Annotated in this window: 17 protein-coding genes; 11 read left to right on the top strand and 6 right to left on the bottom strand. The window is 43.3% G+C overall.

From position 1 onward, the window contains the following. Positions 1–105: 105 nt before the first annotated feature. The 9 genes from recQ (at position 106) to FW774_RS09580 (ending at position 9,991) form a co-directional block, all read left to right on the top strand. Positions 106–2,295 carry a DNA helicase RecQ gene (recQ, locus tag FW774_RS09620; protein ID WP_149347972.1) on the top strand — a complete coding sequence of 730 codons (2,190 nt, stop codon included), beginning with the start codon at positions 106–108 and terminating at the stop codon, positions 2,293–2,295. A 96-nt stretch (positions 2,296–2,391) separates the two neighbouring features. Continuing rightward, the gene (kdsA, locus tag FW774_RS09615) at positions 2,392–3,201 is read left to right on the top strand and encodes a 3-deoxy-8-phosphooctulonate synthase (protein WP_149347971.1); all 810 of its coding nucleotides are present in this window, start codon (positions 2,392–2,394) and stop codon (positions 3,199–3,201) included. A 23-nt stretch (positions 3,202–3,224) separates the two neighbouring features. Beyond that, the gene (locus tag FW774_RS09610) at positions 3,225–3,581 is read left to right on the top strand and encodes a hypothetical protein (RefSeq protein WP_149347970.1); all 357 of its coding nucleotides are present in this window, start codon (positions 3,225–3,227) and stop codon (positions 3,579–3,581) included. Positions 3,582–3,778: 197 nt separating this feature from the next. Then, positions 3,779–5,248 carry an Asp-tRNA(Asn)/Glu-tRNA(Gln) amidotransferase subunit GatB gene (gene gatB, locus FW774_RS09605; protein ID WP_149347969.1) on the top strand — a complete coding sequence of 490 codons (1,470 nt, stop codon included), beginning with the start codon at positions 3,779–3,781 and terminating at the stop codon, positions 5,246–5,248. Between the two features lie 19 nt (positions 5,249–5,267). After that, positions 5,268–6,362: a redoxin domain-containing protein gene (locus FW774_RS09600; protein WP_242457786.1), complete on the top strand. Its 1,095-nt coding sequence runs from the start codon at positions 5,268–5,270 to the stop codon at positions 6,360–6,362. A 118-nt stretch (positions 6,363–6,480) separates the two neighbouring features. Continuing rightward, positions 6,481–7,167: a response regulator transcription factor gene (locus tag FW774_RS09595; protein ID WP_149347967.1), complete on the top strand. Its 687-nt coding sequence runs from the start codon at positions 6,481–6,483 to the stop codon at positions 7,165–7,167. Positions 7,168–7,372: 205 nt separating this feature from the next. Continuing rightward, positions 7,373–8,401 (top strand): RluA family pseudouridine synthase, encoded by a 1,029-nt coding sequence (locus FW774_RS09590; RefSeq protein ID WP_149347966.1) that lies wholly within the window; start codon positions 7,373–7,375, stop codon positions 8,399–8,401. 81 nt (positions 8,402–8,482) lie between these two features. Further along, positions 8,483–9,316: an aminotransferase class IV gene (locus FW774_RS09585; protein WP_149347965.1), complete on the top strand. Its 834-nt coding sequence runs from the start codon at positions 8,483–8,485 to the stop codon at positions 9,314–9,316. A 159-nt stretch (positions 9,317–9,475) separates the two neighbouring features. After that, positions 9,476–9,991 (top strand): outer membrane beta-barrel protein, encoded by a 516-nt coding sequence (locus FW774_RS09580; protein WP_149347964.1) that lies wholly within the window; start codon positions 9,476–9,478, stop codon positions 9,989–9,991. Positions 9,992–10,319: 328 nt separating this feature from the next. On the opposite strand, the gene smpB is transcribed toward FW774_RS09580, so the two are convergent. The 3 genes from smpB to FW774_RS09565 form a co-directional block, all read right to left on the bottom strand. Then, on the bottom strand, positions 10,320–10,763 hold the full coding sequence (gene smpB, locus FW774_RS09575) for an SsrA-binding protein SmpB (protein ID WP_149347963.1): 444 nt from the start codon (positions 10,761–10,763) through the stop codon (positions 10,320–10,322). 413 nt (positions 10,764–11,176) lie between these two features. Beyond that, entirely contained in the window at positions 11,177–13,048 is a 1,872-nt protein-coding gene (locus FW774_RS09570; protein ID WP_410522732.1) for an Nramp family divalent metal transporter, read from the bottom strand. Beyond that, positions 13,045–13,701 carry a metal-dependent transcriptional regulator gene (locus FW774_RS09565; protein ID WP_317132760.1) on the bottom strand — a complete coding sequence of 219 codons (657 nt, stop codon included), beginning with the start codon at positions 13,699–13,701 and terminating at the stop codon, positions 13,045–13,047. The genes FW774_RS09570 and FW774_RS09565 overlap by 4 nt, the downstream gene beginning before the upstream one ends. Positions 13,702–13,979: 278 nt before the next feature. Here FW774_RS09565 and FW774_RS09560 point away from each other — a divergent pair, with 278 nt between their 5' ends. Beyond that, a complete protein-coding gene (locus FW774_RS09560; protein WP_149347962.1) occupies positions 13,980–14,888 on the top strand; it encodes an AraC family transcriptional regulator in 909 nt (302 codons plus the stop codon). A gap of 371 nt (positions 14,889–15,259) precedes the next feature. Here the strand turns inward: FW774_RS09560 and FW774_RS09555 are convergent, their stop codons facing one another. Next, on the bottom strand, positions 15,260–15,637 hold the full coding sequence (locus tag FW774_RS09555) for a methylglyoxal synthase (RefSeq protein WP_149347961.1): 378 nt from the start codon (positions 15,635–15,637) through the stop codon (positions 15,260–15,262). A gap of 120 nt (positions 15,638–15,757) precedes the next feature. Then, on the bottom strand, positions 15,758–16,999 hold the full coding sequence (locus tag FW774_RS09550) for a nucleoside recognition domain-containing protein (RefSeq protein WP_149347960.1): 1,242 nt from the start codon (positions 16,997–16,999) through the stop codon (positions 15,758–15,760). 332 nt (positions 17,000–17,331) lie between these two features. Between FW774_RS09550 and FW774_RS09545 the strand changes: the two genes are divergently transcribed. Next, on the top strand, positions 17,332–17,892 hold the full coding sequence (locus FW774_RS09545) for an RNA polymerase sigma factor (RefSeq protein ID WP_149347959.1): 561 nt from the start codon (positions 17,332–17,334) through the stop codon (positions 17,890–17,892). A 106-nt stretch (positions 17,893–17,998) separates the two neighbouring features. On the opposite strand, the gene lysS is transcribed toward FW774_RS09545, so the two are convergent. Further along, positions 17,999–19,717 carry a lysine--tRNA ligase gene (gene lysS, locus FW774_RS09540; RefSeq protein ID WP_149347958.1) on the bottom strand — a complete coding sequence of 573 codons (1,719 nt, stop codon included), beginning with the start codon at positions 19,715–19,717 and terminating at the stop codon, positions 17,999–18,001. Positions 19,718–19,801 lie beyond the last annotated feature (84 nt).

Here is a 19,801-nt window from a genome sequence, read left to right as displayed (position 1 = left end):
TATTGCTTATTTCTTGTATATTTAAAGAAATATACTGAAAAATATAAAAGGGCGTTAAACAGATACGCCGGTTAAAATTTACTAAATAATTTTTCCTAACGGGAGATGGAGATAAAAAAATCATTATTTGATAATTTACAAAACTTTTTTGGGTTTGATAATTTTAAAGGGGAGCAGGAAGCGATCATAACCAATGTCCTGCAGCAAAAAGACACATTTGTAATTATGCCTACCGGTGGCGGGAAATCCATTTGCTACCAGCTGCCTGCATTAATGAGCGATGGTACGGCCATTGTGATATCGCCGCTTATTGCGCTGATGAAGAATCAGGTTGACCAGCTCAGAGCTTTTGGCGGAACGGACAGCATTGCGCACTTTTTAAACTCATCGTTAAACAAAACAGATATTGCCAAGGTAAAGCAGGATGTATTGAGCGGCGAGACGAAGCTGCTGTATGTAGCGCCGGAATCGCTTACCAAAGCCGATAATGTTGACTTTTTACGGCTTATCAAGGTTTCTTTTGTGGCTGTTGACGAAGCTCACTGTATTTCAGAGTGGGGGCATGATTTCCGGCCCGAATACCGCAAAATTCGTCAGGTAATCAATAATATAGGCAGTAATATACCCATTATTGCGTTAACCGCGACAGCAACGCCGAAAGTTCAGCAGGATATTATCAAAAACCTGCAAATGAACGACGCAACGCTGTTTAAATCGTCATTTAACCGGCCTAACTTGTATTACGAGGTAAGGGCCAAGCGCAATGTCATCAAGGAGATTATCCGGTTCATTAAATCGCATCCCGGAAAATCGGGTATTGTATATTGCCTGAGCCGGAAAAAAGTAGAAGAGATAGCCGAAGTTCTGAATCTGAATGGCATTAAGGCATTGCCTTATCATGCCGGTTTGGAAGCCAAAATGCGTGCCGAAACCCAGGATAAATTCCTGATGGAAGAGGTTGAGGTCATTGTGGCAACCATTGCGTTTGGTATGGGTATCGATAAACCCGACGTTCGCTATGTAATTCACCATGACATACCCAAAAGTATGGAAGGTTATTACCAGGAAACCGGCCGGGCAGGCAGAGATGGCGGCGAAGGCTTATGCGTGGCGTTCTACTCCGAGAAAGACATTGATAAGCTGGCCAAGTTCATGAAGGATAAGCCTGTTTCTGAACGTGAAATAGGAACCCAGATACTGAAAGAAGTTATCGATTATGCCGAATCGTCGGTATGCCGGCGCAAGCAGATACTGCATTATTTTGGCGAAAACTTTAACGATGCCGGCTGCAGCAATATGTGCGATAATTGCCGGCATCCGAAAACTCATTTCGATGCGTCCGAAAAGCTACAGAAAACGCTGGAGCTTATACAGCGTCTGGGTGAGAAATTTGATGACCACCACATCATTAACCTGATAATGGGTATTGATAATCAGCAAATATCATCGTATGAGCATAATAAGCTACCCGAATTTGGCAGCGGTAAAGAAGATGGTATTTTGCTATGGAAATCGCTGTTGCGCCAGGCAGTGCTGAATAATTTCCTGCAAAAGGATACCGATAATTACGGCCTGCTACAGTTAACCAAATCCGGCAAGGCCTTTATCGAAAGCCCGTACGCCATTAAATTTGTTCTTAACCAGCCCATGGAGGCCGGCGACGAAGACCAGGAAGACAATATGCCTTCGGGTGGTGCTTCGTTAGATACGCAGTTGCTGCAAATGCTGAAAGACCTGCGTAAAAAAATCGCCAAGCAGAAAAACCTGCCGCCGTTCGTGATATTCCAGGATCCGTCGCTCGAGGAAATGTGTAATCATTATCCCATTACCATTGATGAGCTAAAGCAGGTTCAGGGTGTAGGTGCGGGTAAAGCCATGAAATTTGGTGCACCTTTCATTGAGCTTATCAGCAAATACGTGGAAGAAAATGAAATTGAGCGTCCCGTTGATCTGGTTATCAAAAGCACGGCCAATAAATCGGCGTTGAAAGTTTCCATTATCCAGAATATTGATAAGCATATTGCGTTGGAAGACATTGCATCGGCAAAAGGCATCTCTTACGAGGATATTTTACGCGAAGTAGAATCCATTGTTAATTCGGGAACCAAATTGAACCTGAATTATTATATTGATGAGCTGATTGATGAAGACCGTCAGGACGAGGTATTTGATTATTTCCGATCTTCAGAAGTAGATTCTATTGATGTGGCCTTGAAAGAGCTTGGCAGCGATGATTATACCCGTGAGGAAATTCAGCTCATGCGAATCAAGTTCCTGTCGGAGTTAGGAAACTAATATTATGCTCATAGAAGGGTGGGAAAAAGTATGATTGCTTCTTCCTGCCCTGAAAATGCGCAATTCGTGAATCTAAAATCGTAACCCGTAAATCCAATGATTTCTGACAAATTAAAACATACGGCATCCGGTAATTTTTTCCTTATGGCCGGCCCTTGCGCCATTGAAGGCGAAGATATTGCCTTGCGTATTGCCGAACGCATTGTGTCCATCACTGATAAGCTGCAAATACCCTATATTTTTAAAGGTTCATACCGCAAGGCTAATCGGTCACGTGTGGATTCATTTACCGGTATCGGCGATGAAAAAGCGTTGAGAATATTGGCCCGTATAGGTCGTGAGTTTGGTGTTCCCACTGTTACCGATATCCACGAAACTACCGAGGCGGCTATGGCTGCCGAATATGTAGATGTATTGCAGATTCCGGCCTTTCTGTGCCGTCAAACTGATTTGCTGATAGCCGCCGCTAAAACCGGCAAAGCGGTAAACATTAAAAAAGGACAGTTTTTATCGGCAGGTTCCATGAAACATGCCGTAGATAAAGTTAAGGAGGCCGGGAATGACAATGTTATTCTTACCGACCGCGGTAACACGTTCGGTTACCAGGATTTGATTGTAGATTTCAGGGGAATACCCGAAATGCGCTCATTCAATATTCCGGTGGTGATGGATTGTACACATTCGTTGCAGCAGCCTAACCAGGCCAGCGGCGTAACCGGGGGAAAGCCCGCCTTGATAGAAACCATCGCGAAAGCCGCTATTGCCGTAGGTGCTGATGGCCTGTTTATCGAAACGCATCCCGAACCGCAAAACGCTAAATCCGACGGGGCGAATATGCTAAACCTTGCCTTGCTGGAAGATTTGTTGGTGAAGCTGGTTCGGATTAGGGAAGCGGTGAGGGGATAAGTAGATTATAATATCTATATGAAATGAAAAGGAACTTTTTAATAGTGCTCATGCTAATTATTGGGTTTATTTCCTGTAGTAAGGATAACGATAAAGAAACGTTGTCTGGTGTTTATGCGGAAACTTCGCCGGTTGAAGGGCGCTCTCAACTTACTTTTATTAGTAAAAATAAGGTTGTAAAAACTGAATCCGGTAGTTCTGTAAAAGATGAATTTAATTACAGTATATCAGGAAATAAGATTAAACTTACACCAACCTGGGACAACTCACCATCTGTTGAGTTAGGTTTTAAATTAATCAATAGTTCAACATTTGAAATTGAAGATTTGTATCCTCATATTCCGGAATATCCGACTACTTATATGACATTTCAGAAATAAAATCCCTGCATATAACGAGATTTGTAACTATACGCTTAACGGGATTTGCAATCCCGTTATTGTTAACTTCGGATTTGTAATCCGCATGCATAGAGCCGTAAGTCTGCGTTCCTCACAAATCCTTTACTATAATCCGGCGGGCAGGTATCGCAAAAAGCATTATATTTGAAGAATTAAATTGTTGCAGGCAAAGTAAAATGAAAACCAGCCAGAGCGCTTTACATAAATACGAACTTGTTGTTGGCCTTGAGGTGCACGTTCAGCTATCTACCCAAACAAAAATCTTTTCATCAGACCCGGCAAGCTTTGGCGCAGGCCCCAACCAGCATACCAGTCCGGTATCTTTAGGTTTGCCCGGCACATTGCCCATGTTAAATAAAAAGGTAGTTGAGTATGCTGTAAAAATGGGCCTGGCTACACATTGTCACATTAACCGCGAAAACCGGTTTGACCGCAAAAATTACTTTTATGCCGATTTGCCCAAAGGCTACCAGATTACCCAGGATGAAGCTCCGGTATGTGTTAACGGCTACATTCAGCTGGTATTTAAAGATAAGGAAGATAAAAAGATACGCATAAACCGCATCCACATGGAAGAAGATGCCGGTAAAAGTATGCACGATAAAGACCCGCGTTACTCGCTGATTGACCTGAACCGTGCCGGTGTGCCGTTAATAGAAATTGTGTCGGAGCCGGATATCCGTTCGGCCGAAGAAGCGGCTGCTTATTTAACAGAAATCCGGAAGATAGCCCGTTACCTGGATATCTGCGATGGCAATATGGAAGAAGGCAGTATCCGTTGCGATGCCAATATTTCAGTCAGGCTAAAAGGAGCGGAAACCTACGGAAACCGCTGTGAAGTGAAGAATCTGAACTCTATTCGTAACCTTCAGCGGGCTATAAACTACGAATTTCAGCGACAGGTAGCATTGCTGGAAGCCGGCGAAACCATTGGTCAGAACACGTTGAATTTTGATGCTGCAACTGGCAAAACATCCGTATTGCGTTCTAAAGAAATGGCGTACGATTACCGTTATTTTCCCGAACCCGATTTGCAGCCCCTGGTTTTGGAAGATTCCTGGATTGATAACCTGTTAAAATCGTTACCCGAGCTTCCCGAGCAACGTATTGCCCGTTATATGGCCGATTATGGTCTTTCAGAATACGATGCCAACCTGCTCACCATAGAACGCGAAGTGGCCGAATTTTATGAAGAGCTGATTACACATACTTCGAACTATAAAGCGGCCGCCAACTGGACAATCGGGCCAATTCAATCGTACCTGAACGAAGGTAATACATCCATCTCCGAATTGCCGGTAAAAACATCGGTCATTGCGCAGGTTATAGCATTGGTAGACAACGGGAAAATTAATAATACAGCAGCGGTGCAGCAGTTATTCCCGGCCTTAATCCGGCAGCCGGAAACCCCGGTAGAGCGGCTTATGCACGATTTGAACCTGCTTATTGATACCAACGAAGATGAATTGCTGCAATTTATTAACGAAGCCCTGGCCCAATATCCCGATAAGGTAGTTGAATACAATAAAGGTAAAAAAGGCGTTTTAGGTTTGTTTATGGGCGAAGTGATGAAACGCAGCAAAGGAAAAATAGACCCTAAAACCGCTAACAAGCTGATGGTACAGAAGCTTGAAGCTTTAAAATAATATTAAATAAATGTTACGCATGAAAACACGTATTAAAGGTATTTTGCTGGCGATAGCTATATTTTCAGCATGTAAAAACAAAGACCAGTTTGTTATAAATGGTAAGATTGATAATCCCGGGGCCATTAAAAAAGTGTTATTGTATGAAAATGACCAGGTTGTCGATTCGGCATTTCTGAACGAGGATCACGAATTCAGGTTTAAACGGACATCGCCAGAGCCTAATTTTTATACCATTGTTGCAGGTGATAAAAATTACCTGGTAATTGCCCGTAATGGCGATGAGCTTGATTTTAAGGCCAATTTGACCGATACTGCCGGTGTATTTGAAATTAAGGGTTCCGGAGATACCGAAAAAATCAGGGATTTCAACAAAATCACCAATAAGTACGGTAAAATCTACATGGATATACAGAACCGGTACAACACGCAGGTTGCCCAGAATCCCAATGCCAAAGATTCGCTTTATAATGTGCTGATGCCCGAATTTCAGAAAAATATGGATGCTTTTTCTAAAGAGGCGCTGAAGTTTGGCTCGGAAAATAAAGATAACCTGGCCGGGTTTTATGCGGTTGGCTCTATAGACCAGGTAAAATATGAACCGGAGCTCATCCGTTATGCGGAAGATATCAAGAATAAATTTCCGGGTAATAAAGCGGTGCAGGCTTTTGTATCGCACATGATGGAAATAAAACCCGTATCGATTGGTCAGCAGGCGCCAGATTTTACCATTGCCGATACCGAAGGCAAGGATGTTAAGCTTTCTGATTTTAAAGGTAAGTATGTATTGGTTGATTTCTGGGCATCGTGGTGTGGCCCTTGCCGCCAGGAGAACCCTAATGTGGTAAAGACCTATCAGCAGTTCAAAGACAAAAATTTCACCATCCTGGGAGTTTCGCTGGATAAGAAGAAAGATGCCTGGCTGAAAGCCATTAAAGACGATAATCTTACCTGGAAACAAACATCGGAGCTGAAAGAGTGGGAGAGCCAGGTAGCCCGTTTGTATAAGGTAGACGCCATTCCGGCTTCGTTCTTATTGGATCCACAGGGGAAAATTATCGCTAAAAATCTTCGTGGCGACGAGCTTAAAGAATTTTTAAACAAAACATTATAGCAAAATCGCCTTGCTGTTAATAAATCGGTATAGTTAACGATTTTTTAATATTGGGTTAATGTTATCCTGTTAATGGGTTTATATTTTAGCGTCATAAAAAAGAAAAGATATATACCGTATGGCTACTGTAAGGCAAAAAATAGTAATTGTTGACGACGAACCCGATATTTTAGAGCTGATAGAATATAGCCTTAAGAAAGAAGGTTACCAGGTATTTACTGCCGCCAATGGTCAGGAAGGGGTTGCCCTGGCCCGTAAAATTTTGCCCGATCTGATCATCCTGGATATCATGATGCCCAAAATGGACGGTATTGAAGCCTGCCGGATCATGCGGACAATGCCCGAATTTAAAAATACTTTCATGGTGTTTTTAACGGCACGCAGCGAAGAATATTCAGAAATTGCAGGCTTTAACGTAGGAGCCGATGATTATATTGCCAAGCCCATTAAACCGCGGGCCTTGGTGAGCCGAATCAATGCCATATTACGGCGCAATACTCAAACAGAAACCATACAGGATAGCAAGCTGGAGATTGCTGACCTGGTAATTGACCGGGAAACATTTCTGGTATATCGCAATGGCGAAAAGGTTGTGCTGGCAAAAAAAGAATTTGAGCTGTTATACCTGTTGGCATCAAAGCCCGGCAAAGTATATACCCGCGAAGTGATTTTGCGATCCATCTGGGAAGATTCGGTTGTGGTTACCAACCGGACTATTGATGTACACATCCGTAAAATACGCGAAAAGCTTGGCGACAAATACGTAAGTACTGTAAAAGGCGTTGGATATAAGTTTGATGCTTAATCGGGTATCCTGAACCGTTAATCCTCAACCTGACACATCGTTCTATTTGTATACTCTAATATTAGGTCGATTACAGGTTTTGAATTTTAATCCCGAACCCCGAATTACTCGGGGTAGGTGTCGGGATTTCTCAGCGCTCAACTTTTGACTTAATACTCTTCATCTTTCCATAGCAAATAACGCTTGCAAAGATTACTTTTGCAGCATGTCTGATGATGCATTAGAATTAAACGATGGCGATGAGCAGGACCTTTATGAGCACCTGCGTGTAGTGGTTGATAAAGGCCAGAGCTTGTTGCGGATAGACAAGTTCCTGATGCATCGTATTGAGAACGCGTCCCGCAACCGCATACAAAACGCCATAGAATCAGAGAGCGTCCTTGTAAATAATAAACCCGTAAAATCAAGCTATAAGGTAAAGCCTGAGGATGTTATTTCGGTGGTATTACCGCATCCGCCGCGTGACACCGAGGTGTACCCTGAAAATATTCCGCTGGATATACGCTACGAAGATGATGATGTATTGCTGGTGAATAAACCCGCAGGTATGGTAGTGCATCCCGGGTACAATAATTATCACGGCACGCTGGTTAACGCACTGGTTTATCATTTTAATCAATTGCCACAGTTGCCCGGAAATGACGGTCGTCCCGGATTGGTGCACCGTATTGATAAGGATACCTCCGGGCTATTGCTCATCAGTAAAAATGAGCGCTCTATGACGTACCTGGCCAAACAGTTTTTTGATCATACCATTACCCGTAAATATCTGGCATTAGTTTGGGGCGATTTAGCAGAAGATGGAACTGTTACCGGATATATCGGTCGCAGCCTGAGAGACCGTAAGGTGATGGCCATTTACGATGATGAAACCAAGGGCAAATGGGCCGTAACGCATTACAGGGTGCTTGAACGGTTTGGCTATGTCACACTGATCGAATGCCAGTTAGAAACCGGGCGAACCCATCAGATCCGGGCGCACATGAAGCATATCGGCCATCCTTTATTTAGTGATGCTATGTATGGTGGAGATAAAATTCTCAAAGGCACAATTTTTAACAAGTACCGGCAGTTTATAGAGAACTGCTTTGAGCTAATGCCCCGGCAGGCCCTGCATGCACAAACGTTAGGATTTAAACATCCTACTAAAAAAGAGTACATGCATTTTGAAGCAGAGCTACCTGCCGATTTTGCGGCGGTACTTGAAAAATGGCGGGCGTATGCGAAGCAATAAGTTTTAGGTTATAAGTTGTAAGTTCACGATAAACGATAAACGAGCAACGGAAGACGAACAACGAAAGACGAGCAACTACTAATGAAATTTATCAATTATAACGGCGAGATTTACCCATCGGGCCAGGCGGTTGTAACCATTCATAACCGGGCTTTCAGGTATGGTGATGGGTTATTTGAATCGATGAAGATGGTTAAGGGAGAGTTGAAATTTGCCGAATTGCATGCCGACCGGTTACAACGTGGTATGAAAGCGCTGAAGCTGGAAGGATATTCGCAGTTTGACGCCTGGTTTCTGCGTCAGCGGGTTGAAGAGCTGGCTAAACGCAACAAAATTACACAGAATGCACGCATCCGGTTAACGGTTTTCAGAGAAGGTGAGGGATTATACTCGCCGGCAGGTAATAAGGCAGGTTACGCGATGGAGATCAGCAAAGCGGAGGATGTGGTTTATAAATCAAACGGTAATGGACTGATCATTGATGTTTTCCAGGATGTGACCAAGCCGGTAAATGCATTGTCTAACTACAAAACCTGTAATTCGCTGGTGTATGTGCTGGCGGGCGTATTTAAGCAGCAACACAAGCTGGATGAGGCGTTAATACTGAACCAGCATGGTTTTTTGTGTGAGGCTATCAGTTCAAATGTGTTTGTGGTGTATGATAAGCAAATTTATACGCCGGCACTAACAGAGGGTTGTGTAGAAGGAATTATGCGTAGTGTAGTAATGGATATCGCGGCCAAACATCAGCTCCCGGTTACCGAAGCGCAAATTAACCCGCAGATATTAAATGAAGCCGACGAGCTATTTGTAACCAATGCAACACGAGGCATACAATGGGTAATGGGCTATAACCGTAAACGATATTTTTATGAGGTAAGCCGCTTCCTTACAGACAAGCTAAATTCCATTTAACTGACAGATTGTGTCATTGTTTTGTCAAGATAATAGCCTTGATTATGCCTTTATCATTTACATGAGAGGGTAGTTTGTTTCGTCTGTAGAAGAAAGTATTTGTTTATATTAAAACACTTTATACTTTTGCAGCGGAGTTTTAAAACAAATTAATCAAACATGAAAAAGTTATTTTTACTGACAGCTGTTATCGCGTTAGCGGTTAGCGTTGCGTCTGCTCAAAGTACCTCAAAAGGTAAAACCCGTTTTGGTGTAGCTTTTGAAGCCGGAATTCCTGTAGGCGATGCCGGAGATGTTTACAGTGTTGCTTTAGGTGGCTCATTACGTGCCGAAATTCCTTTTGCGCAATCATTTTTTGGTACTGTGTCTGCTGGTTACACCAGCTGGGCTCCTAAGAAAGAATGGAAAGATTTAGGTGCTGAAGCAGCTGGCTTTGTACCTGTAAAGGTTGGTGGAAAGTATTTCTTTGCACAAAACATTTATGGTGCGGTTGAATTAGGTGCCGCCATTGGTACAGAATCTGGTTCAAGTACTGCATTTGCCTGGGCTCCTGGTGTGGGTGTATCTTTCCCGGTTTCTGATAAAAATGATATCGATGCCGGTGTACGTTACGAAAGCTGGAACAAAAATGGTTCTATTGACCAGGTTGCTTTCCACGTAGCTTTCAAATTCTAAGCATTTGAGTAGAAAACTCTTTTAATTGAAAGATCCTCAAAGGTTTTCCTTTGGGGATTTTTTTTGGATATATAGAAATAAATACATACACAAAGGAAGATCCGGATATCTCAGCAACCAGGCGTATCTTTTTATAAACCTGAGCTCGATTAATAGATTGCTTCATCCTTGCGCACATTTTCCACGCTTCGGTTCGCAATGACGTACCTTTTTTGTTCCCGAACGCAGTAGCTCATGAATGCCATTGAAAAACATAAAAACTAATGAATAACCTTTGTTAAACCTGTTTTGAGCAAGCAGGTTATAAAGATTATGCGATAGCTTTTGTCTACCGCTTCATAGCCCGGTCCATTTCAATTTTTGAATCGCGTTCTTTGATGGTTTCGCGTTTATCAAAGCTTTTTTTACCTTGCGCCAGCCCGATCTCCAGCTTGGCAAAACCGCGTTCGTTAATAAAAAGCTTTAGGGGGACAATGGTAAAGCCCTTTTCTTCGCCTTTCTCCCGAAGTTTTTTCAGCTCTTTTTTATGCAGCAGCAATATACGGTCGCGTTTTGATTCATGATTGTAAAATGAGCCATGCGAGTATTCGGCAATGTGCATGTTGCGTACATACAGATGGTCATCTATGAATGCACAAAAAGCATCATTAATATTCGCTTTGCTTTCGCGGATGGATTTAATCTCGGTTCCCAAAAGCTGGATGCCGGCAATATAGGTGTCGAGAATATGGTACTCAAAGTGAGCTTTTTTATTCCGGATGTTAATATTCATGTGTAGTTGTTAGTTGCTTGGTTAGTTTGTTAGTTGTTTGGAAAGCCCACTCTGGTACTCCCAACCGCGTGCCGCCTTAGCTTTAGCGGTGGCGCAAGGGAGGGAGTAAGCAGACTGTGTTACGTCTTGTTTCTTATCTATTAGCCCACCCCGGCCCTCCCTGAGGGAGGGAGTAGGATTGTGCTCTTTGTTTTGTTTCTATGTTTTTGTCTCTCAATCATAACCTATAAATCATACAGGCATTGTCAACTGTCAGTTGTCAACTGTTAATTATTAAAGGTTGCTTCCTGTCTTTTCTAACCCCGAATAATCGGGATTTCGTTGCGCTCAACTTTCCCGGCTTTCGGACTAAGCTATGAACCATGAACTATCCCAATTACTCCCTTCTACCTTCCCACAAAAGTACGCATCTGTTACTTAACAACAAGAATAGGAATATTCACCCGGTGTCGTACAATATCTAATGTGGTGCCAAAGATCAGATCTGAAATTCCGGTATGACCATGTGCGCCCATTACTAACAGATCGAGCTTTTTGTCTTTGGCAAATTCGGGTATGGCTTTAGAAACCTTTCCGTAGCCGATGAGCACCTGCACGTTGTATCCCAATGCCTGCAGATTCTCCTGGTATTTTTCAAGATTTTCCCTGTCGCTTTGTGTTTCGTGATCAAACACTTTGTTGCCGTGATAACTTGCGGCTGCAGTTTCAACAACGTGTATCAGGAAATATTCAGCTTTTTTACCTCCCTGAATTAATGCATGCCGGATGATATTCCGGTCGTTTTGTGAAAAATCTACCGGTATACCGATATGCTGGTACAGGATATTTTCAATACTTTCTATTTGCAGGGCTTTGCCATGCGGCGTTTTAGTTGCCCGGTGCTTCCGCTTATCGATCCAGGGAGCAAACAGTACGTATAATAGTAGTAATAATACCGCTCCCGTAACCGGAATAATAAGCGCATACACCCACCAGTTATTATTGCTGCGGTTTATCCATCCTAAAATTTCCTCAGAAACCAGCCTGATATTCAGGCCCACAATAACCAATGCGCTTATCCAGGCAATGATTTTGGTGCCGGTTTTAATGGCAAATCCATCCATCAGGGTTTTATCTGAAGTAAAATGTATAAGTGGAATAATAGCAAAACCCAGCTGCAGGCTCAATACTACCTGGCTCAGTACAAGCAGTCCGCCGAGGGCATCATCGCCATAATAAACAATGGTTAAAAAGGCTGGAATGATGGCCAGTAATCGTGTAAGCAGGCGCCGCACCCAGGGAGCGATACGCAGGTTCAGGTGTCCCTCCATGATGATCTGTCCGGCAAGTGTGCCGGTAACGGTAGAACTTTGGCCCGATGCAATAAGCGCTATGGCGAACAGGGCAGGAGCCACCGGGCCAAAAATATTTTCGAGCAGTTTGTGGGCATCCCGGATGTCGGCAACCTCATATAAACCATTGCGGTAAAAAGCTGCCGCAGCCAGTATCAGGATAGCTGCATTAACAAAAAACGCCAGGTTAAGGGCAATGGCCGTATCCGCAATGTTAAATTTCAGTGCTTCTTTTATGCCTTTATGGCTGCGGTCAATTCTGCGGGTTTGCACCAGCGATGAATGCAGGTACAGGTTATGCGGCATCACCGTGGCGCCAATAATACCGATGGCAATATACAGGGCATCGCCCGAAAGAGCTGATGGCTTTAGTCCTTTGGCTATTTCTGTGATCTCGGGCTCTACAATGAACATTTCGGCCAGGAATGAGATGCCCACAATAAACACCATAGATACAATGAAGCTTTCCATCATGCGCATGCCCTTGTTGAGCAGAACCAACAGTAGCAGGGTATCTAATATGGTGATGGAAACACCCCACAATAAAGGTAGCTTGAACAGTAGCTGTAAGCCGATGGCCATACCGATGATCTCGGCCAGGTCGCAGGCAATAATGGCGATCTGGGCGAAAATGAACAGGAAAAAATTAATTGCCGACGGGTATGCCTTGCGTGATGCCTGTGCCAAATCGAGCTGTTTAACAATACCCAGGCGTGCACTTAACGATTGCAGCAGCAGGGCGATGAGATTTGACATGAGCAGCACCCAGATCAGCTTGTAGCCAAACTGGCTTCCACCGGCAATATCGGTAGCCCAGTTCCCGGGATCCATATAGCCCACGCTTACCAGGTAAGCCGGCCCGATATAGGCCAGAAGCTTACGCCAGCCGGTTTTCCCGGCAATATGTATCGATGAATGAACTTCGCTTAATGATTCGTAATTTTTACTCATCATAAAACAAGGATATTTTTTGCCGCTTCTTTACTGATGGTCAATTCTTTGCTTTGGTTTATTAATAGGGTTACAGAACCGTCAAAGCCGGTGGTTTCAAGCAAGGCGATGTGTTTCCCTAATACCAGGTCGTGTTTCTGGAGGTATTGGAGAAAGCTCACCGAATGTTCAGAAACTCCCGAGATAATACCTGTGTGTCCCGTACTCATTTGATCAACAGGAATGAATTTAGTCTGTTCAAACTCACCGTTTTTATCCGGTATCAGGTCGCCATGAGGGTCTGCAACCGGATTGCCCAGGAAATCGGCCAGCCGGTCGGTCAGTGCATCCGATTGTACATGCTCTAACTGCTCGGCAATATCGTGAACCTCGTCCCAGCCAAAATGGAGCTTATCTACCAGGAATACTTCCCATAAGCGATGCCGGCGTACAATGCTTATTGCCTTTTTCCGCCCCTCGGCCGTTAAGGTAACGCCCTGGTAAGGCTGGTAATTGATCAGGCTTTTATCGGCGAGCTTTTTTAGCATATCGGTTACCGATGAAGCCCGCGTATTCAGCTGGTTGGCAATATGGTTGGTATTTACTGCCGTTTGTCCATTATCGCTTAAATGAAAAATGGATTTCAGGTAGTTTTCTTCTGTTAGCGATAAAATCATTTAGCAAATCTAAGTATATTTTTAGACAAGTCTAAATTTATTGTAATAATGCCAGTTAAGACTGGTTTGCCGATGTGAAAAATCTGTTCGATCCGGGCTATATGGAAAATCAGGTTACACTACTAAAGGACGTGAGTTATTATAAACTGTCGTATTAAGATATTTTATGCTGCTGATCTTAAAAGCGTTAACTGTTTTGTTTTTTAATTCTTGATTTTGACTTAACTATCATTTCATAAAAAATAGCGATGAAATATTTTCATTGCTATTTTTGTAATATGGAGCTATACCGGAAGTACTTCACCGTTGAACAACTGGAGCAAATTGCCCAGACCAAACCCGACTGGGGCGTAAACGTGCTGAACGTAGGCCATAATATCCATCCCCGTAATAAAAAATACCCGGATACAAATCATCCGAATCCGTATTGTTTTGACTGGAATGAGGGACGGGTACTGAATGAATATCAACTGGTTTATATCGCTTCGGGAGGAGGAGTTTTTGAAGCGGAGAAAGTCGGCTCGGTAATTGTTGATCCCGGTACTGTTTTTTTATTGTATCCTGGTGTATGGCATCGGTATAAACCGCTGTATGATAAAGGCTGGGAAGAATATTGGGTAGGTTTTAACGGTCATTACGCTGAATACCTGATGCGGCAGGAATGTTTTGATCCCGATACACCGTTGATCCACATGGGTTTTAATACAGATTTTCTGAATATTTTTATCCGGCTGATCGATACTTTACGGTTTGAGGGAGTGGCATTCTCTCAAATCTCGTCGTGCCTGACCATACAGCTTTTGGGCCTGGTTTATGCATCGGCCTTACTGAAAGAAAGGCCGCATAACCGTAAGGAGCAGATGATTAATAACCTGCGGTATAAAATGCACGAAAACTGGGCATCCGGCCTCACGATGGAAGAACTTGCTGCCCAACATAATGTGAGCTATATATGGTTCAGAAAGGCGTTTAAAGAAGTTGTGGGTATATCTCCGGGACAGTATTATCTTAATTTGAAATTAGAAAAAGCCTGCCAAATGCTAAAAGAAACTGTTTTAACAGTTTCGGAAATAGCTTTTTTAACCGGATTTGTATCTGAATATCATTTTTCGCGGATATTCAAAAAGAAAATAGGCTTTTCGCCGTCGAAATACCGTGAAGGTGGAGTAAGGTTAAGTAGTGAATAAGGTGAAATTTAAGTGTTTAAAAGACCTATAAGGTTTTCAAAACCTTATAGGTCTTCGGCTTAATGCTGTTATTTAAAGTGAGGGTGTATAAAAAGTTGAAGTCGTCGAAACAACGATGTCTTTAATTTTTAGACACCCTCATAATGATGCACCTGTTAGTATAAACGGGCAGTAAGCAAGCGGTTAGATTTTAGAAGGTTAATAGCAGCACTTTCCCTTGTTATATAAACCTGGGTGCAGCGGATACCGGCCTTGTGCGGAATGCTTGCAGGTGTATGAGCGGAACACAGGGCTATCGTTCCCGATGATTTTCCGGCATTGCTTTTCTAAAATATTTTATCGCGGGTCTTTTCCTCTTCAGTGATGATAAATTAGCCTTCCAACTGTATTCCCTTTAGCAATAACCGTGCTGTTGCCGGGTTGGTTGCCAGAGGCACATCGTGTACATCGCATATCCGCAGCAGCATCTGTACATCAGGTTCATGCGGGTGCTTGCCCAAAGGATCGCGGAAAAAGATAATGGCAGCGATCTTTCCTTCGGCAGCCATGGCCGCAATCTGTGCGTCGCCGCCCTTAGGGCCGCTAAGCTTGCGGGTTACCTTTAAGCCGGTTTGCTGAATGTATGAACCGGTTGTGCCCGTAGCTACCAGCTTTACTTTGTTCAGTACATCGAAATGGTCTTTTACAAAAGCTACCATCTCTGCTTTACGACCGTCGTGGGCAATTAATGCAATTGTTTTTTCTGGCATATCTTTTTAAGTTAAAAGTCTAAAGTTAAAAGTCAAAATGGCCTCGCTTTAATCCAATTCGGTATTAGGTAATGTGTATTGAGACGTGTTTAATTGTTGCTATGAACCATGAACCATTAGCTATCCTCCAAAGAACAGGTACGATACAAAAATAGCGGCTATGATCCCGGCAAGATCGGCAATTAACCCATACGGAATGGCATAGCGGGTTTTTTTAATTCCCACCGAGCCGAAATATAAGGCTACGATATAAAATGTAGTATCGGCAGAACCGTTAAATACACATGACAGGCGTCCGATAAACGAATCGGGGCCGTACGTTTTCATGGTGTCGATCATCATGGCTTTAGCACCGCTGCCGCTAAGCGGTTTCATCAGCGCCGTTGGCAGGGCGGGAGTGAAGCCGGTATCAATACCCACCTGTGTAAAGCACCAGTTAAAACCGTCGACAATGTAGCCTAAAACACCCGAATTTCGCAACACGCCAATAGCAACCAGCATACCCACCAGGTACGGAATAATGGTAACGCACACCTGGAAACCTCCTTTTGCGCCTTCAATGAAGGCATCGTACACATTTACTCTTTTAATCAGGGCGCCCGTTATAAAGGCTACAATAATGGTAAACAGGGTGATATTCGATGCAACTTTAGAAACGGTTTCTATTTCATCTTTGGTTAAAAAAGCGCTGAAATAATAAATAGTGCCGGCCAGAAACAGCGTAATACCACCCAGCCAGGCAATAACTACGCTGTTAAACAGGTTAATACGTTGCTTTATGGCTACGGCTACCATGCCTACTACCGTGGCTACATAAGTGGCAATAATGCAGGGAATAAAAATATCCGATGGATCTTTGGCTCCCAGAATAGCCCGCTGTGCAATAATACTTAACGGTATAAGGGTTAATCCCGATGTATGCAGCACCAGGAACATGATCTGGGCGTTGCTGGCTTCCTCTTTTTTAGGATTGATATCCTGTAGGCTTTGCATGGCCTTGAGGCCGAAGGGCGTGGCGGCATTATCGAGTCCCAGCAGGTTTGCCGAAAAATTCATGACCATGTGTCCCGTTGCCGGATGATTTTTAGGTACATCCGGGAAAATACGATTGAAAAACGGACCAATGATGCGTGAAAGAAAATTAATAGCCCCGGCTTTTTCGCCGATATTCATAAATCCCAGCCATAGTGTCATAATGCCGATCAGCGGCAGGGCAATATCAACTACGCCAACCTTGGCCGAATCAAAAGTGCCGTCGATGATCAGTTTAAAGATCTCGGTATCGCCAAAAAATATCAGCCTGATGAGGGCTACAATAAACGCGATGATGAAAAAGGCAATCCATAAATAATTTAATGCCATAAGGATTTATTTTCAGGGCTGAATTTATACTTTTTTTCGACGATATAGTGCTACAGGATACAGTTTTACCATCAATGTGGAAAAATGTCTTTGATTACCAGGAGAACTAACGATTTTTAAGTCTGTAAATCTTTGCCTTGGGCCAAAATTTGAAACTTACCCTTTTTGTTTTATCTGATACAGTAATTATATTTGACTTATGTGTGCGGAAACATAAATGTTTGAAAAGGATATTTAATATTAAATTAACCTGTTTCTAACGAGGATTCCGGATTTTAGCCTTGCCTGTTGGATATGATCTAAATGACAGACGGATTTAGCAAATAAGCATAATGGATGTAGTTAATTACTGGAATTTAATGCGTAGCGGTGATGAAGAGGGCTTTCGGTTGTTATATAAATCCTTATGGAAACCTTTATTCTGCTATGCATCCCGCCTGCTTCAGGACAAAGATGAAGCACAGGATCTTATCCAGGAATTATTTAGTCAATTATGGGTTAAGCATGCCACATTACCGGAAGTGACTCAGGTTGAGGCTTATTTATTCACCTGTACCAAGCGGCTGGTGTTAAACCATTTTCAGGCCCGGCATATTAAAGATAAGCATTTGCAGGCTTTTGCTTTGGCGAATATTAAAGAGGATAATAATACGTTCGATCGTTTATTGGAAAAGGATATGCACCAGCTTGTTTTAAGTGGCATGGACGAACTTCCCGAACGTATGCGGGAGGTGTTTTATCTCCATCGTATTCAGCATATTGAAGTTGCCGACATTGCCAAGCGGATGAACATTTCAGAACAAACTGTTAGAAACCAGGTAAACCTGGCGCTTAAACGTCTCCGGCCTTTAATAGACGTAGCCAGCTTATTGCTGTTTATAGTAAAATTATAGATTGTAGTCCGGAAAGTCGGAAAGACCGGAAGTTAGGTCTGCAAATGATCCTAAGCAAATACCAACAAACTAATCACTAACCAATAACAACGAACCACCAAACCACCTACTCAAACCAGCTCATCACCACATCCTTGGCAGGAATAGCGATTTCGAGTTTTAGTTTTTTTCGCATCCCGCCAAGGTCGTTAAATACCTTGTTTGGATTGGCTGCTTTAAGCTCATCAACCGTGTTAAAGCCCATCTTGTTGATCACCGGAACCCATTCTTCGGGCACGCCGATAACTACAAAATCTTTGGTAGATGAAACTACCTGTTTCTTTTCAGGGCGCATTTGCGGGAAGAACAGCACATCCTGTATGCTTGGCTGATTGGTCAGCAGCATGCACAGGCGGTCTATTCCGATTCCGATTCCGGCAGTAGGTGGCATGCCGTATTCCAATGCCCGCAGGAAATCGTAATCAATGTACATGGCTTCCTCGTCGCCGCGTTCCATGAGTTTTACCTGTTCTTCAAAACGTTCCAACTGGTCTATCGGGTCGTTTAGCTCGCTGTAGGCATTAGCCAGCTCTTTGCCGTTAATCATCAGCTCAAAACGCTCAACCAGCCCTTCTTTGTTACGGTGCTTTTTGGTAAGTGGACTCATTTCTACCGGGTAATCAATAATGAAAGTAGGCTGGATATAGTGCTCTTCGCATTTTTCGCCAAAAATTTCATCTATCAGCTTTCCTTTACCCATCGCTTCGGTAGTTTCAATACCTAACTGGCGGCAAACATCGCGTAAGCCGTTTTCGTCCATATTGCTTACGTCAAATCCGGTATGTTCTTTAATAGCATCGTATATGCTGATACGTTTGTAAGGCGCTTTAAAATCAATCTGTTTATCACCAACCTGAACTACTGTATTCCCATTGGCAGCCAGGGCGATACGCTCAAATAGCTGCTCGGTGGTTTCCATCATCCAGATATAATCTTTGTAGGCCACGTAGAACTCCAGAACAGTAAATTCGGGATTGTGGGTACGATCCATGCCTTCGTTGCGAAAGTTCCGGCTAAACTCATACACCCAGTCAAAGCCGCCAACAATCAGCCGTTTGAGGTACAGCTCATTAGCGATACGGAGATATAGCGGAATATCCAGCGCATTGTGATGGGTAATGAACGGACGTGCAGCAGCGCCTCCGGGAATGCTTTGCAGCACGGGAGTATCTACTTCAAGTGCTCCGCGTTCATCCAAAAATTCGCGGATAGTGCTTTTTATTTTAGTGATTTTCTTAAAGGTATCGCGTACGCCGGGATTGACAACCAGGTCTACATAACGCTGACGGTAACGAAACTCGGCATCGGTAACGGCATCAAAAACCTTACCGTCGGCTTCTTTTACCACTGGAAGCGGTTTTAATGATTTCGCCAGCACTGTAAATTGTGTAACGTGGATAGAAATTTCGCCGGTTTGCGTGGTAAATACGTAACCCTTAACGCCGATGAAGTCGCCAATATCCAGTAATTTCTTAAAAACAGTATTGTATAAGGTTTTATCTTCATCGGGACAAATATCGTCGCGTTTGATGTAAATCTGTATGCGTCCGGTAGAATCCTGCAACTCTGCAAATGAGGCGTTGCCCATAATGCGGCGACTCATGATGCGGCCCGCAAAACTGATGTTTTGGTAGGCGTTGTTATCGGCTGTAAAGTTTTTCTTTATATCGGCGGCAGTGGCATTTACATCAAATAATTCAGCAGGGTAGGGATTAATACCTAATTTACGAAGCTCTTGCAATGCCTCGCGGCGTAGTATTTCCTGTTCAGATAAACCAATACTCATGTTTAAAATTTTTGCAAAAATACATTTTTGCATGGTCTAACGAAACAGGAAATGGTTTTGGATTTGAATGATAGGGAAAGCTGG

This window comes from Pedobacter sp. BS3 (assembly GCF_008274585.1).
GTDB lineage: Bacteria > Bacteroidota > Bacteroidia > Sphingobacteriales > Sphingobacteriaceae > Hufsiella_A.
Note: the sequence above shows the minus strand (reverse complement) of the source record. Positions and strands in the feature narration are given on the sequence as shown.

Excerpts from the sequence above, each read along its gene's own strand:
- gatB (WP_149347969.1), top strand. The coding sequence starts at position 3,779 with ATGAAAACCAGCCAGAGCGCTTTACATAAATACGAACTTGTTGTTGGC.
- recQ (WP_149347972.1), top strand. The coding sequence starts at position 106 with ATGGAGATAAAAAAATCATTATTTGATAATTTACAAAACTTTTTTGGG.
- FW774_RS09545 (WP_149347959.1), top strand. The coding sequence starts at position 17,332 with ATGGATGTAGTTAATTACTGGAATTTAATGCGTAGCGGTGATGAAGAG.
- FW774_RS09580 (WP_149347964.1), top strand. The coding sequence starts at position 9,476 with ATGAAAAAGTTATTTTTACTGACAGCTGTTATCGCGTTAGCGGTTAGC.
- FW774_RS09550 (WP_149347960.1), bottom strand. The coding sequence starts at position 16,999 with ATGGCATTAAATTATTTATGGATTGCCTTTTTCATCATCGCGTTTATT.
- kdsA (WP_149347971.1), top strand. The coding sequence starts at position 2,392 with ATGATTTCTGACAAATTAAAACATACGGCATCCGGTAATTTTTTCCTT.
- FW774_RS09610 (WP_149347970.1), top strand. The coding sequence starts at position 3,225 with ATGAAAAGGAACTTTTTAATAGTGCTCATGCTAATTATTGGGTTTATT.
- FW774_RS09585 (WP_149347965.1), top strand. The coding sequence starts at position 8,483 with ATGAAATTTATCAATTATAACGGCGAGATTTACCCATCGGGCCAGGCG.
- lysS (WP_149347958.1), bottom strand. The coding sequence starts at position 19,717 with ATGAGTATTGGTTTATCTGAACAGGAAATACTACGCCGCGAGGCATTG.
- FW774_RS09555 (WP_149347961.1), bottom strand. The coding sequence starts at position 15,637 with ATGCCAGAAAAAACAATTGCATTAATTGCCCACGACGGTCGTAAAGCA.
- FW774_RS09560 (WP_149347962.1), top strand. The coding sequence starts at position 13,980 with ATGGAGCTATACCGGAAGTACTTCACCGTTGAACAACTGGAGCAAATT.
- smpB (WP_149347963.1), bottom strand. The coding sequence starts at position 10,763 with ATGAATATTAACATCCGGAATAAAAAAGCTCACTTTGAGTACCATATT.
- FW774_RS09570 (WP_410522732.1), bottom strand. The coding sequence starts at position 13,048 with ATGATGAGTAAAAATTACGAATCATTAAGCGAAGTTCATTCATCGATA.
- FW774_RS09590 (WP_149347966.1), top strand. The coding sequence starts at position 7,373 with ATGTCTGATGATGCATTAGAATTAAACGATGGCGATGAGCAGGACCTT.
- FW774_RS09595 (WP_149347967.1), top strand. The coding sequence starts at position 6,481 with ATGGCTACTGTAAGGCAAAAAATAGTAATTGTTGACGACGAACCCGAT.
- FW774_RS09600 (WP_242457786.1), top strand. The coding sequence starts at position 5,268 with ATGAAAACACGTATTAAAGGTATTTTGCTGGCGATAGCTATATTTTCA.
- FW774_RS09565 (WP_317132760.1), bottom strand. The coding sequence starts at position 13,701 with ATGATTTTATCGCTAACAGAAGAAAACTACCTGAAATCCATTTTTCAT.